Here is a 13,748-nt window from a genome sequence, read left to right on the forward strand (position 1 = left end):
CGGGCCATCGTCGCACGGTGTCGTGGCTGCGCCCCGTCGCGCGCGGAGCCCGGCCTCAGACGAGGAGTTGGTGCTTCGCCAGGTCCTTGTACAGCGGCGTCGTCCCCACCAGTTCGGAGTGGGTGCCCACACCGACCACCCGCCCGGCCTCGACGACGACGATCTGGTCGGAGTCGACCACGGTCGACAGCCGGTGGGCGATGACGATGAGCGTACGGTTCTCGGCCACCGCGTCGATCGCTTCGCGGAGGCGCTGCTCGTTGAGGCCGTCGAGGCTCGAGGTCGACTCGTCGAGCAGGAGGATCGGCGGCGCGTTGAGCAGCGTGCGGGCGATGGCCAGGCGCTGGCGCTCGCCTCCGGAGAGCATCACCCCGTCCTCGCCGACCTGGGCGTCGAGGCCCTGGTCGCCGCGTTCGAGGACGGCGGTGAGGTTCACGGCCTCGAGGACCCGACGGCAGTCGTCGTCCGTCGCCTCGGGCGAACCCAGGGTGAGGTTGTCGCGGATGGTGCCGGCGAGGACCGGGGCGTCCTGTTCGACGTAGCCGATGCGGGACCGCAGGTCGCGCCGGTCGAGGGTGCGCACGTCGGCGCCCCCCACGCGCACGGCACCCGAGGTCGGGTCGTAGAAACGCTCGATGAGCGACAGGATCGTGCTCTTCCCTGCTCCCGAAGGGCCGACGAGTGCCGTGCGCTTGCCGACGGGCACCGAGAAGCTCACGCCTCGCAACACCGTGAGGTCGTCGTCGGCGGGGCCTTCACCCGAGACGTGGACCGGGTCGCCGGAGACCTGCGGGCCCCCCGTGGCCGGCCCGGCGGGGACCGGCGAGTCGGGGTAGCGGAAGTGCACGTCGTCGAACCGGACGGCGATGCCGTCGTCCGCCTCCAGACCACCGGCGCCCGCCTCACGGGTCGCGACCTCGGCCGCGAGGCGCTCGTCGCCGTCGGTCTCGCTCGGCAGGTCGAGGATCTCCTGGATCCGTCCGAGCGCCCCCAGGGCCTGGTTGACGCTGAGCACGGCGCCGAGAGCCTGGCCGAGCGGCATGATCATGAGGAAGAGGAAGAGCACGAACGAGATGAGCGAGGCGATCTCGATGGCACCGCTGGCCACCCGGTAACCTCCGACGCCGAGCACGACGAGGAAGGAGGCCTGGAGGGCGACGGACGAGATCGGCACGACCAGGGCCGAGATGCGCGCGACCTGCAGCCCCCGTCGGTAGGCGCCCTCGGCGTCTCGCTCGACGGCGACGATCTCGCGTTCGGTGGCGCCCGAGGCGCGGATCGTGCGGACCGAGCTGATGGCGCGTTCGACGGCGGCCGTCAGGTCACCCACCTTCTCCTGCGCCTGGCGGCTCGCCACGCGGATGCGTCCGGACAACAGCACGACGACGACGACCGAGACGGCGACGACGAGCACGGTCAGTCCGAGCAGAACGGGGTCGATCAGGAACATGCCGACCAGGGCGCCGACGAAGGTGAGGCTGCCACCGATCGCCTCGACGAGCCCCTGGGTGAGCACGGCCCGCAGCAGGGTGGTGTCCGAGCCGACCCGCGACACGAGGTCGCCCGTCCGGCGCGTGTCGAACTGGCTGACGGGCAACCGGAGCATGCGTCCGACGAGGCGACGGCGGCTCGACAGGACGACGCCCTCGCCGGTGCGCTGCAGCAGGTAGTGCTGGAACCCGCTGATCAGCCCGGCCACGACGACCAGCGCGACCAGGGCCCAGACGAGGGGACCGAGCGTCACGCCTTCCTGCACGGCCGAGATGACCTGCTGCACGAGCAACGGCTGACCGAGCGACGCCGCGGCACCCAGGACGCTGAGCACGATGATGACGGCCATGACCTTCTTGTGCTCGAACAGGTAGGGCAACAGCTGACGGAACGTGGCACGCGGACCCTCGGGCTGCGGACGGCGACCCCACCGCGACCGGGGCGCGGCCGGTGGGTCGACCCGCGCCTCCTTCCCGTCGGACGTCGTCGTGCGCGCGCGTGTGTCGGAGCTCATGATGCCTCTCGTGCCAGGTGACCGGCGTCGCGGGGTGCGGCGGTCGGTGTCGCGGGCGGTGCCTCCGCCGACTACGACCGTACTTCGTCCCGGTGACTTCCACCTGCGTCACGAGACCGGCCCGCGCCTCCGCTCAGGAGGCGCGGGCCGGGCGGCAGGGCACGTCGCGTCCGGTCAGCCGGCCGTGTCGTAGTCGACGTCGCGGGTCTCACGGCTGAGCACGAGCGCGATCAGGGTCAACACCGCCATCGAGGACAGGTAGAGCCCCACGAGCCAGGTGCTGCCGCCCGCGGCCGTCCAGAGCGCGACGGCGATGAACGGGGCCACGGCGGCACCGAGGATGCTCGCGACGTTGTAGCTGATCGCCGAACCGGTGTAGCGCACGCTCGTGGGGAACAGCTCGGGCAGCACGGCCCCCATCGGTCCGAAGGTCAGCCCCATCAGGACGAAGCCGATGATGAGCAACGCCTGCGCGCCGAGGGCCCCCGCGGCGAACAGCGGGGCGAACGTGAAGCCGAAGACGAGGATGCCCGCCGTCACGCAGATGAGCATCGCGCGGCGACCGTACTTCTCGGCCAGGGGCCCCGACACGAGGGTGAAGACGCCGAAGAACACCACGCCGAGGATCAGCATCCAGAGGAACTGCGTCCGGGGGATGCCCAGGCCGGCCGGGTCGCCCGCGGCGTCGGCCGTCCCGAAGGTCAGCGTGAACGTCGTCATCAGGTAGAAGAGCGTGTAGGTCGCCAGCATGATGAACGTGCCGAGCAGCAGGGGGCGCCAGCTCGACCGGAACACGCGGGCGAGCGGGAGGGTCGCGACGTTGCCCGAGTCGACGACCTTCTGGAACGCCGGCGTCTCGATCAACTTGAACCGGACGTAGAGGCCGATGATCACCAGCACCGCGCTCGCCAGGAACGGCAGGCGCCATCCCCAGGCCATGAACTGCTCCTCGGTGAGGGTCGTGTTCAGCAGCACGAAGAGCAGGTTGGCGATGATGAAGCCGATGGGCGCACCCAGCTGGGGGAACGTGCCGTAGATCGCGCGGCGGTTCGCCGGGGCGTTCTCCGTCGCGAGCAACGCGGCACCGCTCCACTCGCCGCCGAGGCCCAGGCCCTGGCAGAAGCGCAGCACGACGAGGCAGGCCGGGCCGGCGACCGCCCAACCGGGCGTGGTGCCCGCCGGGATGCACCCGATCAGCACCGTGGCGATGCCCATCGTCAGCAGCGACGCCACGAGGGTGCCCTTGCGGCCGATGCGGTCGCCGAAGTGGCCGAAGACGATCGACCCGACGGGCCGGGCGATGAACGCGACGCCGAAGACCGCGAACGAGGCGAGGCGGGCCACGGCGGGGTCGTCGTTGGCGAAGAAGATGGTCGGGAAGACGAGCACCGCGGCGGTCGCGTAGACATAGAAGTCGTAGAACTCGATCGAGGTGCCGATGAGGCTCGCGACGATGACGCGCGAACGCTTGTTGGTGGCGGGGACGGACGACGTCGACGGGTCGACGGTGGGGGCAGACACGGGGGCACTCCGAGGCAGGGGTCGAGGTCCCGGCGGACGTCGACGACCGGGCGCATGGTGCGGCGCAACGGGTCGGACGGAGGCGCGGTGCAGGGATCTGCGGATCGCTCGGCCGGGTGAGACGGTGGCCGCTCGTGACAGCCGTCGTCCATCGTACTCCGGCGTGTACCCCGGTGGGGACGCACGTCGGGGCGGCGGGAGCGGGAGCCGCCGCGGGAGCGGGGGCCGCCGCGGACTCAGTCGTCGGAGCCGAGGTGGCCGGGCAACTCGTGGCCCATGCGGTCGCGCTTCGTGTCGAGGTAGCCCTCGTTGAAGGCACCGACGCCGACGACGAGGGGCACCAGCTCGGTGACCTCGATGCCGTGCTCGCCGAGCTGACGCCGCTTCTCGGGGTTGTTGCTCAGCAGCCTGACGCGGCCGAGCCCGAGGTCGCGCAGCACGTCGGCCGCCGCCCCGTAGTCCCGGGCGTCCGCCGGCAGCCCCAGGGCGAGGTTGGCGTCCAGGGTGTCGAGTCCGTCCTCTTGCAGGCGGTAGGCCCGGAGCTTGTCGACGAGGCCGATGCCCCGACCCTCGTGTCCGCGCAGGTAGACGACGGCCCCGCCGTGGTCCCGGATGGTGTCGAGCGCGGCGTCGAGCTGCGGGCCGCACTCGCACTTGAGGGAGCCGAACGCCTCGCCGGTGAGGCACTCCGAGTGGACGCGCACGAGGGCACCGTCCGCCGGGGGGAGGCCGGCCGGGTCGCTCGCGATGATCGCCACGTGGTCGGCGCCGGTGAGGGTGTCGCGGTAGGCCCTCATGCGGAACGTGCCGTGACGGGTGGGGACCGTGGTCTCGACCTCGAACGACACCTGGGACGATGCGGCGGGCGTGGTGGTCATGCGGGGCTCCTGGGGGTGTCGCGGGCGACGACCACCAGGTCGTCGCCGAGGGGGTGCGCATCGGTGACGCGCAATCGTCGTTGCCCGTCGATGTGGTCCACACCGAGGTCGTCGAGGGCCGTCCGGGGGCCGCCGAGCAGCGTGGGCGCGAGGTACACGACGTAGTCGTCGACGAGCCCGAGCCGGACGAACGCGCTGGCAACGGTCGGTCCGCCCTCGACGAACACGCTGCGGACCCCGCGGGCGCCGAGGTCGTCGAGCACGGCCTCGAGGTCGTGCGTCCCCGTCTCGACGATGTCGCGGGGGTGCCGACGCAGGGCGGCGTCGGCCGGCACGGTGCGCGTGCCGACGACGACGGGCAGGGGCTGGTCGGGGAGCAGTTCTCCGCCGTCGCCGCGGGCGGTCAGGCTGGGGTCGTCCGCCAACACGGTGCCCGTGCCCACCAGGATCGCGTCGTGGGCCGCTCGCTGCTCGTGAACGTGCTGCCGTGACGCCGTTCCGGTGATCCAGCGGCTGCTGCCGTCGGACGCCGCCGTGCGACCGTCCAGGCTGGACGCCCACTTGAGCGTCACGAACGGTCGGCCCGTCCGGGCCGTCACCAACCAGCGGCGAGCCATCTCGGTGGCCTCGTCGGTGAGCACGCCGTCGACCACCTCGACGCCGGCGCGGCGCAGCCGCTCGGCCCCGCCCCCGGAGGACGCGCCGGGGTCGGCGACGGCGTGGACGACGCGGGAGACGCCCGCCTCGATCAAGGCGACGCTGCACGGACCGGTGCGGCCCACGTGGTCGCAGGGTTCGAGCGTGACGACGGCGGTCAGACCCCGCGCCTCGCCGGGGGAGAGGTGCGAGAGGGCGTCGACCTCGGCGTGTGGCGTGCCGGCGCCCTGGTGCCATCCCTCGGCCGCGACGCTGCCGTCGGGACGCAGGAGGACGCAACCGACCTGGGGGTTGACGCCGCGGGCCGGCCCACGTCGCGCGAGCGTGACGGCCCGGCGCATGGCGCGTTCGAGGACGTCGTGGTCGATCGGATCGATGCTCACTGTGCCTCCGGGACGGAACGGTCGCGCGCCGGGGCGTGCGCGGTGGGGGACGGGCGGGCGACGCCGTCGACGGCATCCGTGAGGGAGTCAACGCCGTCGGCCACGGGGTATTCCGCCGAGCCGCCGGGACGGACCCCGGGGCGCCCCAGGTCGGGCCAACCGGCTCGCGCCGACCGAGCGTCGCCCGGTCGTAGGCGGGCCTTCCAGCAGAGGGGGTGGCCTCCGTCACGGTCCGGGTGGAGCCCCGGACCGACGCCCTGGTAGGTGAACCCCGTCCGGCGGGCGACGGCCGCGGAGGCGTCGTTGCCCACGTAGCCCTCCCAGAAGAGTTCTCGGAGCCCTCCGGCGCCGAACGCCCAATCGGCCACCAGGCCGAGCGCCTCGGTCATCATCCCCTGACCCCGCGAGGCGGGGGCCGTCCAGAAGCCGACGTCGGACGACCGGAGCCGAACGCTGACCACGCCCTCGAGCAGACCCGAACCCGGGCGGCGCAGCCCCCAGGTGAACTCGCGTCCCGTCGCCCACCCGTCGTCCACGATGCGTCGCAGGAAGAACTCGGCGTCGGACCGTCCGTACGGCACGGGCACCGTGGTGAAACGCTGCAGGGTCTCGTCGCGGCAGGCGTCGACGATGGCCGGCACGTCGGCCGCACTCGGCACCCGCAACTCGAGGGTCGGCGACGCGAGCACGAACGGCAGCACGATCAGGCCTTGCGGACGAAGCCGATGCGGTCGTACACGGTGTCGATCGTGGCCTGGGCGATCTCGTTCGCCCGATCGGCGTTGACGGCGAGGATGCGGTCGAGCTCGGCCGGGTCGTCGAGGAGTTCGAGGGCTCGGGCGCGGACGGGCGCGAAGGTCTCGACGACGACCTCGGCCACGTCCTTCTTGAGGTCGCCGTAGCCGCGACCCGCGTAGCGCTCCTCGAGGTCGGCCACGCTGGCGCCCGAGAACGACGACAGGATGGTGAGCAGGTTGGAGACCCCCGCTTTGGCCCCGCGGTCGAAGCGGATCTCGCGCTCGGCGTCGGTGACCGCCGACTTGATCTTCTTGGCGGTGCGGCCCGGTTCGTCGAGCATCCACACGACTCCGGAGTCGGTGGCCGCCGACTTGCTCATCTTCGACTCGGGTGACTGCAGGTCGTAGATGCGCGCGGATTCTTTCTGGATCACCGCCTCGGGCACGACGAAGGTCTCGCCGAAACGGGAGTTGAACCGGGTGGCGAGGTCGCGGGTGAGCTCGACGTGCTGACGCTGGTCGTCTCCGACGGGAACCGTCTCGGCCTGGTAGAGCAGGATGTCGGCGGCCATCAGGGTCGGGTAGGCGAACAGGCCGAGCGAGGCCGCGTCGGACCCCTGCTTGGCCGCCTTGTCCTTGAACTGCGTCATGCGGCTGGCCTCGCCGAAGCCGGTCAGGGTGTTGAGCACCCAGGCCAACTGCGTGTGTGCCGGCACGTGCGACTGGATGAACAGCGCCGACTCCGCCGGGTCGATGCCCGCGGCGATGTACTGGGCGGCGGTGCCGCGGATCTGCGCACGCAACGCGGCGGGGTCTTGGGGGACGGTGATGGCGTGCAGGTCGACGACGCAGAACAGGGCGTCGTGCGTCGCCTGCAGCGACTTCCACTGCTGCAGGGCGCCGATGTAGTTGCCGACGTGGAGCGAGTCGGCGGACGGCTGCATGCCGGAGAAGAGACGGGGCTTGGTCATGAGGTCCTCGGTCGGGGTGGTGCGAGAAGAGAAGAGGTGGGATGCGGGTCAGAGCCGGTAGTCGACGACGACCGGGGCGTGGTCCGACCAGCGCTGGTCGTAGGCGGCCGCCCGGTCGACCACGTAGTGCTCGACGGTCTCGGCCAGCGCCGGGGTGGCCAGCTGGTAGTCGATGCGCCAACCGGCGTCGTTGTCGAAGGCCTGACCGCGCCAGGACCACCACGAATAGGGCCCCTCGACCTCGCCGGCGAAGCGTCGGCCCACGTCGACCCACCCGAGGCCTTCTCCGCCGGTGCCGTCGACGGTCACGACCTGCTCGCCCGCGGGCCCCAGGAACCGGTCGAAGTACGACCGTTCGCGGGGGAGGAAGCCGGCTCGCTTGACGTTGCCCTTCCAGTTCTTGATGTCGAGTTCGCGGTGGCCCACGTTGAGGTCGCCCGTCACCACCGAGAGTTCGTTGTGGGCGGCGAGCTCGGGGAGCCGCGCCGACATGGCGTCGAGGAACTTCCACTTCTCGTCCTGCTTGGGGGTGTCGACCTCGCCCGAGTGGACGTACGTGCTGACGACGGTCACGACGGTGCCGTCGATCTCGTAGTCGGCCTCGAGCCACCGCCCGGCACTGTCGAAGTCGTCGGGGCCGAGCTCGACGCGGTGCACGTGGGCCTTGCCCCGGCTGGCGATGGCCACACCGGCCCGCCCCTTGGCGGTGGCCGGGTCGTGCACGACGTTCCACTCGGGGCCGAGCAGGCCCTCGAGGTCGTCGGTCGAGGCGCGCACCTCTTGGAGCGTGAGGACGTCCACGTCGCGAGCCGAGAGCCAGTCGCCCATGCCCTTGCGGAAGGCGGCACGGACGCCGTTGACGTTGACGGTGGCGAGACGGAGGCGCGTGGACATGGGCTCCAGACTAGCGGCGGGCACCGTCACCGGGGTCGTCGGGAGACCCCGTGCCCGGGGCGTCGGACGGGTCACCCCGGCGGACGGCCCGCAGCGACCGCGAGAGCAGCCCGCGGGCGCCGTCCACCAGGCGACCGCCCCGCGACCGGGCCCGCGCCTCCTGGGCTCGCCGTTCCTCCTCGAGGCGGCGGAGGCGGGCCGCCTCCTGATGCGGGTCGGCGAGCACGCCGAGGTCGTCCATGCCGACGGCGATCCAGCCGGCGCTGAGCAGCAGCACCTGGCACAGCAGGTTGATCACGATCAACAGCCCGACGACGGCCGCGAACGAGGCGACCAGGGGGTTCGACCCCGTGGCGCGGAGCACGACGCCGCCGACCACGGTCAGCGAGACGAACCCGGCCGCTCCGAGCATCGCCCCCGCGAGCAGTCGACGGAAGGGGATGTGCAGCCCGGCCAGCACGCGGAACAGGACGGCCAGCACCGCGGTCTCGAAGACGAACACGAGCACGATGCCGACCACGCGCAGGGTCGCCTCGCCCGCGATCGACCGGGTCGAGACGCCCACCCCGGACAACAGGCCCGAGACCGCCGTGGTGCTGAGCAGCGACAGCGTCGCCGACACGACGACCGCGGCTCCGAAGGCGAGGGCCAGGCCGAGGTCGCGCACGATCAGTCGGCCGAGCGGGGTGACCGGTTGCGGTGCCCGGAACACGATGCGCACGCAGTCGCGCATGCTGCCGAGCAGCGTGACGGACGACACCAGGAGACCGAGCAGGGCGACCGCGCCGGTCCAACCGAAGACCGACGCGTCGAGCAGCAACTCGGGGTCGACGACGCCCGTGCCGTCGACGTCCTGGATGAGCCCGGGGACGGCCGAGCGGATGAACACGATCAACTCGTCACGGAGCACCTGGTCGCCCGAGACGACGAACCCCGCGACCGAGAAGCCCACCCACAGGGCCGCGAACAGGGCGAAGAGCGCCTGGTAGGTCAACCCGGCGGCGAGCAGCGGCCCCTTCGCCGTGACGTGCCGCGCCAGCACCCGCGTCGGCCGCGACCCCACGACGCGTGAGCCGGCCCGCCGGGCGCGTCCGGACGGGCGTCCCGCCGCGGAGGCGCGGGTCGCCTCGGCCGGGTCGGGCGTCGGTTCTCGGGTCCACGGCGCGCGCATGCGTCCAGGGTAGGGGTGGCCGGACGAGGCGGCCCGGGCCGCCTCGGTCGACCCCGGGATCGGCACTGACCGGACGTGCGGACGTTCCGTCTACGATGGACCGACCGTGGGCGTGCCCGGCGTCCTGCCGCACGTCCCCACCATCGAGACTCGAAGAGGTTCACCGTGGCACTACAGGGCGTTGGCGTCGGACGTGGAGTGGCCGTCGGCCCCGTCAAGAAGATGCCCGATCCGCTGCCCGAGCCGGGCACCGACCCCCGCACCGCCGACGCGGCTCTCGAGTACGACGCCGTGCTCACCGCCCTCTCCGCGGTCGCCGCCGACCTCACGGCCCGCGGCGAGAAGGCCGGCGGCGAGGCGAAGGACGTCCTCGACGCCCAGTCGCTCATGGCCCAGGACCCCACCCTCACCGACGACGTGAAGGCCCGCATCGACGACGGTCGCACCGGTGAACGCGCCGTGCACGAGGCGTTCGCCGCCTTCCAGGACCTCCTGATCGGCATGGGGGGCTACATGGCCGAACGCGCGACGGACCTCGGCGACGTGGCGCAGCGCGTCATCGCCTCGCTGCGAGGCGTCCCGGCTCCCGGGGTGCCCGAGAGCGACACCCCGTTCGTGCTGGTCGCGCCCGACCTCGCCCCTGCCGACACCGCCCTGCTCGACCTCGACAAGGTGCTCGCCCTGGTCACGCGTGACGGCGGACCCACGTCGCACACCGCCATCCTCGCCCGGTCCAAGTCGATCCCCGCGATCGTCGGGGTGACCGGTGCGCTCGACCTCGCCGACGGCACGATCGTCGTGGCCGACGCCGCGACCGGCGTCGTCACGGTCGACCCGTCCACGGACGAGGTCGCCGACGCCGAGAAGCGCATCGCCGACCGCGCGGCCGCCGCCGCCGCGCCGCTCACCGAGGGTGCGCTGGCCGACGGCCACACCGTCCCGCTGCTCGCGAACCTGGGCGCGCCGGCCGAGGCGGCCGGGGCCATCGAACTGGGTGCCGAAGGCGTCGGACTGTTCCGCACCGAGTTCCTCTTCCTCGGCAATTCCACCGCGCCCACCGTCGAGAGCCAGACGGCGAGCTACACCGCCCTGCTCGAGGCCTTCCCGGGCAAGAAGGTCGTCGTGCGAGCCCTCGACGCGGGCGCCGACAAGCCGCTCAGCTTCCTGAACGACGCCCACGAGGAGAATCCCGCGCTCGGCCTGCGCGGCCTCCGCGCCCTGCGCGTCAAAGAAGACATCCTGCGCGACCAGCTCACCGCCTTGGCGCAGGCACAAGCGGCGACCACCGCCGACCTGTGGGTCATGGCGCCCATGGTCAGCGACGCCGAAGAGACCGAGTACTTCGTCGCCCTCGGCCGAGATCTCGGTCTGAAGACGGTCGGCGTGATGGCGGAGGTCCCCTCGCTCGCGGTGCTCGCGGACCAGATCTTCGCCAGCGCCGACTTCGTCAGCGTCGGGACGAACGACCTCACCCAGTACACGATGGCGGCCGACCGCATGCTCGGCTCCGTGGCCGCCTACCAGGACCCCTGGCACCCCGCCGTGCTGCGTCTGGTCAAGTCGCTCGGCGACGCCGGTGCCGCAGCCGGCAAGCCGGTCGGCATCTGCGGCGAGGCCGCGGCCGACCCCCTGCTGGCCGTCGTGCTCGTCGGTCTGGGGGCGACCACGCTCTCGATGACGCCGGCCGCGTTGGCCGACGTGCGCCTCGAGCTCTCCCGGTACACCCTCGACCAGGCTCGCGAGCTCGCGGCCGCCGCCGTCGCGGCGACCACCGCCGCGGGCGCGCGTCAGGCCGCCGAAGCCGTCACCGTCTGACGGACGGGACGCGGCGTCGCCCCTCCCGGGGGCGGCGCCGTCCCTCGGCCGTCCGACTCCGACCTCGGGGTCGACGGGCCTCAGGGTGTTCCGACCTCAGGACGGTCCGGCCTCAGGACGGTCGGGCCTCAGAACGGTCCGGCCTCAAGACGGTCCGGCTTCAGCGTGCCCCGGCCTCGGCGCGACGTTCGTCGAGGTGGTCGGCCAGTTCGCCCCAGGCCACGACCACGTCGCGCAGCGCACCGGCCGTGCTCTCGTCGAGCACCGAGACGAGGCCGCGGGGATCGTCGACGAGGACGAGCGCGCTCGATCGCGACAGCACCGCGTACGACGACGACCGGTCGCCGACGGGTGCGTTCGTGCCCCGCAGTTCGAGGTGCAGGCGACCCGACGACCGCGTGAGACGTGCCCGCACCGGATCGCCGTCCGAGGCGAAGAACTCGGCCAGCGCCTCCCGGTCGTCCGAGAGGACGTCACGCTCCCACCCGTTCTCGGCGAGCCGCGAGTCGGCACCGGCCACCGACTGCCAGAGGACGACCGACCTCTCGGTCGGGGAGGCTCCCGCACGCAGGCCGAAGCGCGCCTCCAGGTTGTCCGCGACGGCGGCGGACACCGCCGCGCGGTCGACCGACGGCGGCGGATCGAGCCGGTCCACCACGACCGCGGCCACGGCGTCCAGTTCGCGAGGCCAGGTCGACACCCGCGTCTCGTCGAGCAAGCGGTCGTGGTCGCCCGAGAGCAGGACCTTCTCGACGAGCTCGTCGAGGCGCGCGAGGGCCCGACCGAACTCTCGGTCGGCGGTGGGTCGGAGGGGCGGCCTCGTCCGGACGGCTGCCGCGAAGGCTCGTCGGCGTTCCCGCTGGTCGAGGGGGCGTTCGCCGTTGCGGTACGGGCGTCGTCTCACGAGATCGCTCGCGGACCGGGCCCGCAGGGCCGTCGGTCGAGGCGTCGGGCGTCGTTCATGGCAGGCCTCTCGAGGGTCGTTGGCGATGACGGGGACCCAGCCTAGGCCTCGTGGGCCGTCTCGGGCCGGGCTGGTCCGAGTCCGCCGTGCATCCGGTCACGGCCCTCCGCCACGGAGCAGAATCGACGGGTGGGCACCCCAATCCGACACCCGTTGGTCGACGCGATCTCGTCGCGCGCCGTCCGGGTCGACAGCAGGGCCCGCGTCGTCCGACTCAGTCGTCCGCTCGCGGACCTCCTCGGTCGACCCCCGACGAGTCGACGCGTCGTGCTCGTCACCAGCGAACGGTCGCGCCTCACCGTCGGCCTCCGGGCCGCCCTGGTCGCCGCCGGGGGCGTCTGGGCCGTGCACGACGACGAGGACCGTCTCCGGGACGGCCTCACGGGCCTGCCCTACGCCGACGTCGACGCCGCGGCCACCGAGCCCGACGCCTCGGTACCCGCCGCGCCGTCCGCCGGGTGGCTGCCCCTCATCGAGGACGCCGTCGACACCACCTGCCAGCTCAGCGTCGACCTCACGGTGCTCCACAGGGCGTCCCACGACACGAGCCTCGGAGGCGCGGTCGAGACCCTGGGAGCGGCCGTCTCGGGCGCCGTCCCGACCCGATGGGGGGCGACCGAGCCCCTGGGCCACGCCTGGGACCGCTGGGTCCTCACCCAACACGCCCGTCACCAGGCTCCCGAGACCGTCCGGGTCGTCGTCGAGGGGCCGCACCTGTCGGCGACGATCACCGCACGGGTCACCGACCACGGCATCGAGGAGACCACGGCGTTGACGGTCGACGTGACCGAGGGGACGCTCGACGAGGCCATCGCCCGGCTGACCGACGCTCTCGGCCACATCGCCGAGTCGTCCCTGCCGACCTTCGCCCTCGTCATCGCCCGCGAGGGCGAGTCCGATCGGTGCGTCCGGGCCGTGACCTACCCCCCGCCGAACCCGGTCGCCCTCTTGATCGGCGCACCGTCCGTGCGTCGGCTCGGCCTCGAACGCTCCGCCCTCGACGCCGGACGTCCGGTCGTCGTGGTCGGCCGACCGCGCCTGCCCGCCTACGTCGTGCCGCTGGGTGACGAGGCCACGTCGGGCTGGAACGCCCTGCACCGCACGCTGGAGGCGGTCGGCCCCGAGAGGCTCGCCCAGCTCGTCGCCAGCCCTCTGCTCCAGGCGTGGGAGGAAGACCTGCACGAACTGGACCTGCTGCACGAGAGCACGGCCGAGGCCGAGGCCGAGGCCATCACCGAGGCCGATGCCGGGACGGGCAGCCGGTCCGGCGGCCAGACCGACGGCATCGAGTCCCAGGCCGGAACCGAGCGTCCGCGTCCGGCCGAGGACGAGAGCTGATGCCCCGCGACATCACCATCCTGAGTCCGCACGTCTACGACCAGCTCGACCTCGCGACGGCGGCCCACGCGGTCGACGGTTCGCTCGGCGTGCGCGAGATCGACGGCGGCGACGCCCTCCAGGTGTTCGGGGCGGGTGGGGTTCCGCTGCTCACCGTCTACCAGGCGGCCGAACTGACCGAGGCGGACGAGGTCCACCGTCTGCTGCCCGACCCGCCCTCGGTGCCCCTCCCGGTGTTCTGGATCGACGCCGTCGCCCCGATGGGCGACGAAGGCGAGACCGGGGTGTCGGTCGCGCTACGACTCGCCCTCGGCCTCGAGGCCGCCTGCATCGTCGAGGACGACTGACCAGGTCGTCGACGTGCGTCCATGCGCCGCCGCGACCCGTCGTACGAGAGAGGGCCCGACCACATGG

11 protein-coding genes and 1 pseudogene are annotated in these 13,748 nt (G+C 72.7%); 3 read left to right on the forward strand and 9 right to left on the reverse strand.

Annotated features, from left to right (window positions below):
* Window positions 1–55: 55 nt before the first annotated feature.
* The 8 genes and pseudogenes from IFT79_RS13660 to IFT79_RS13695 all read right to left on the reverse strand — a co-directional run bounded on the left by IFT79_RS13660 (window position 56) and on the right by IFT79_RS13695 (window position 9,217).
* The gene (locus IFT79_RS13660; RefSeq protein WP_123570470.1) at window positions 56–2,005 is read right to left on the reverse strand and encodes an ABC transporter ATP-binding protein; all 1,950 of its coding nucleotides are present in this window, start codon (window positions 2,003–2,005) and stop codon (window positions 56–58) included.
* Window positions 2,006–2,179: 174 nt separating this feature from the next.
* Entirely contained in the window at window positions 2,180–3,526 is a 1,347-nt protein-coding gene (locus tag IFT79_RS13665) for an MFS transporter (RefSeq protein WP_056046434.1), read from the reverse strand.
* Between the two features lie 236 nt (window positions 3,527–3,762).
* A pseudogene (gene ribA, locus IFT79_RS13670) lies at window positions 3,763–4,383 on the reverse strand (GTP cyclohydrolase II); the annotation flags it as partial.
* Between the two features lie 17 nt (window positions 4,384–4,400).
* On the reverse strand, window positions 4,401–5,402 hold the full coding sequence (gene ribD / locus IFT79_RS13675) for a bifunctional diaminohydroxyphosphoribosylaminopyrimidine deaminase/5-amino-6-(5-phosphoribosylamino)uracil reductase RibD (RefSeq protein ID WP_192124840.1): 1,002 nt from the start codon (window positions 5,400–5,402) through the stop codon (window positions 4,401–4,403).
* 38 nt (window positions 5,403–5,440) lie between these two features.
* Entirely contained in the window at window positions 5,441–6,145 is a 705-nt protein-coding gene (locus IFT79_RS13680; RefSeq protein ID WP_192124730.1) for a GNAT family N-acetyltransferase, read from the reverse strand.
* Between the two features lie 2 nt (window positions 6,146–6,147).
* Window positions 6,148–7,152, reverse strand: a complete 1,005-nt coding sequence (gene trpS / locus IFT79_RS13685; protein ID WP_192124733.1) for a tryptophan--tRNA ligase — start codon at window positions 7,150–7,152, stop codon at window positions 6,148–6,150.
* A 48-nt stretch (window positions 7,153–7,200) separates the two neighbouring features.
* A complete protein-coding gene (locus IFT79_RS13690; protein ID WP_056046429.1) occupies window positions 7,201–8,046 on the reverse strand; it encodes an exodeoxyribonuclease III in 846 nt (281 codons plus the stop codon).
* 10 nt (window positions 8,047–8,056) lie between these two features.
* On the reverse strand, window positions 8,057–9,217 hold the full coding sequence (locus IFT79_RS13695) for a YihY/virulence factor BrkB family protein (RefSeq protein WP_123570466.1): 1,161 nt from the start codon (window positions 9,215–9,217) through the stop codon (window positions 8,057–8,059).
* A gap of 165 nt (window positions 9,218–9,382) precedes the next feature.
* Between IFT79_RS13695 and ptsP the strand changes: the two genes are divergently transcribed.
* The gene (gene ptsP / locus IFT79_RS13700; protein WP_192124735.1) at window positions 9,383–11,032 is read left to right on the forward strand and encodes a phosphoenolpyruvate--protein phosphotransferase; all 1,650 of its coding nucleotides are present in this window, start codon (window positions 9,383–9,385) and stop codon (window positions 11,030–11,032) included.
* A 160-nt stretch (window positions 11,033–11,192) separates the two neighbouring features.
* Here ptsP and IFT79_RS13705 read toward each other — a convergent pair whose 3' ends face one another.
* Entirely contained in the window at window positions 11,193–11,936 is a 744-nt protein-coding gene (locus IFT79_RS13705; RefSeq protein WP_192124738.1) for a hypothetical protein, read from the reverse strand.
* Window positions 11,937–12,125: 189 nt separating this feature from the next.
* On the opposite strand from IFT79_RS13705, the gene IFT79_RS13710 reads away from it, so the two are divergent.
* A complete protein-coding gene (locus IFT79_RS13710; protein ID WP_192124740.1) occupies window positions 12,126–13,334 on the forward strand; it encodes a DUF6177 family protein in 1,209 nt (402 codons plus the stop codon).
* Window positions 13,334–13,681 (forward strand): hypothetical protein, encoded by a 348-nt coding sequence (locus IFT79_RS13715; protein ID WP_056046421.1) that lies wholly within the window; start codon window positions 13,334–13,336, stop codon window positions 13,679–13,681. Before IFT79_RS13710 ends, IFT79_RS13715 begins: the two co-directional genes overlap by 1 nt.
* The last annotated feature ends 67 nt before the right edge of the window (window positions 13,682–13,748 follow it).

This window comes from Frigoribacterium sp. CFBP 8759 (assembly GCF_014841655.1).
Classification (GTDB): domain Bacteria; phylum Actinomycetota; class Actinomycetes; order Actinomycetales; family Microbacteriaceae; genus Frigoribacterium.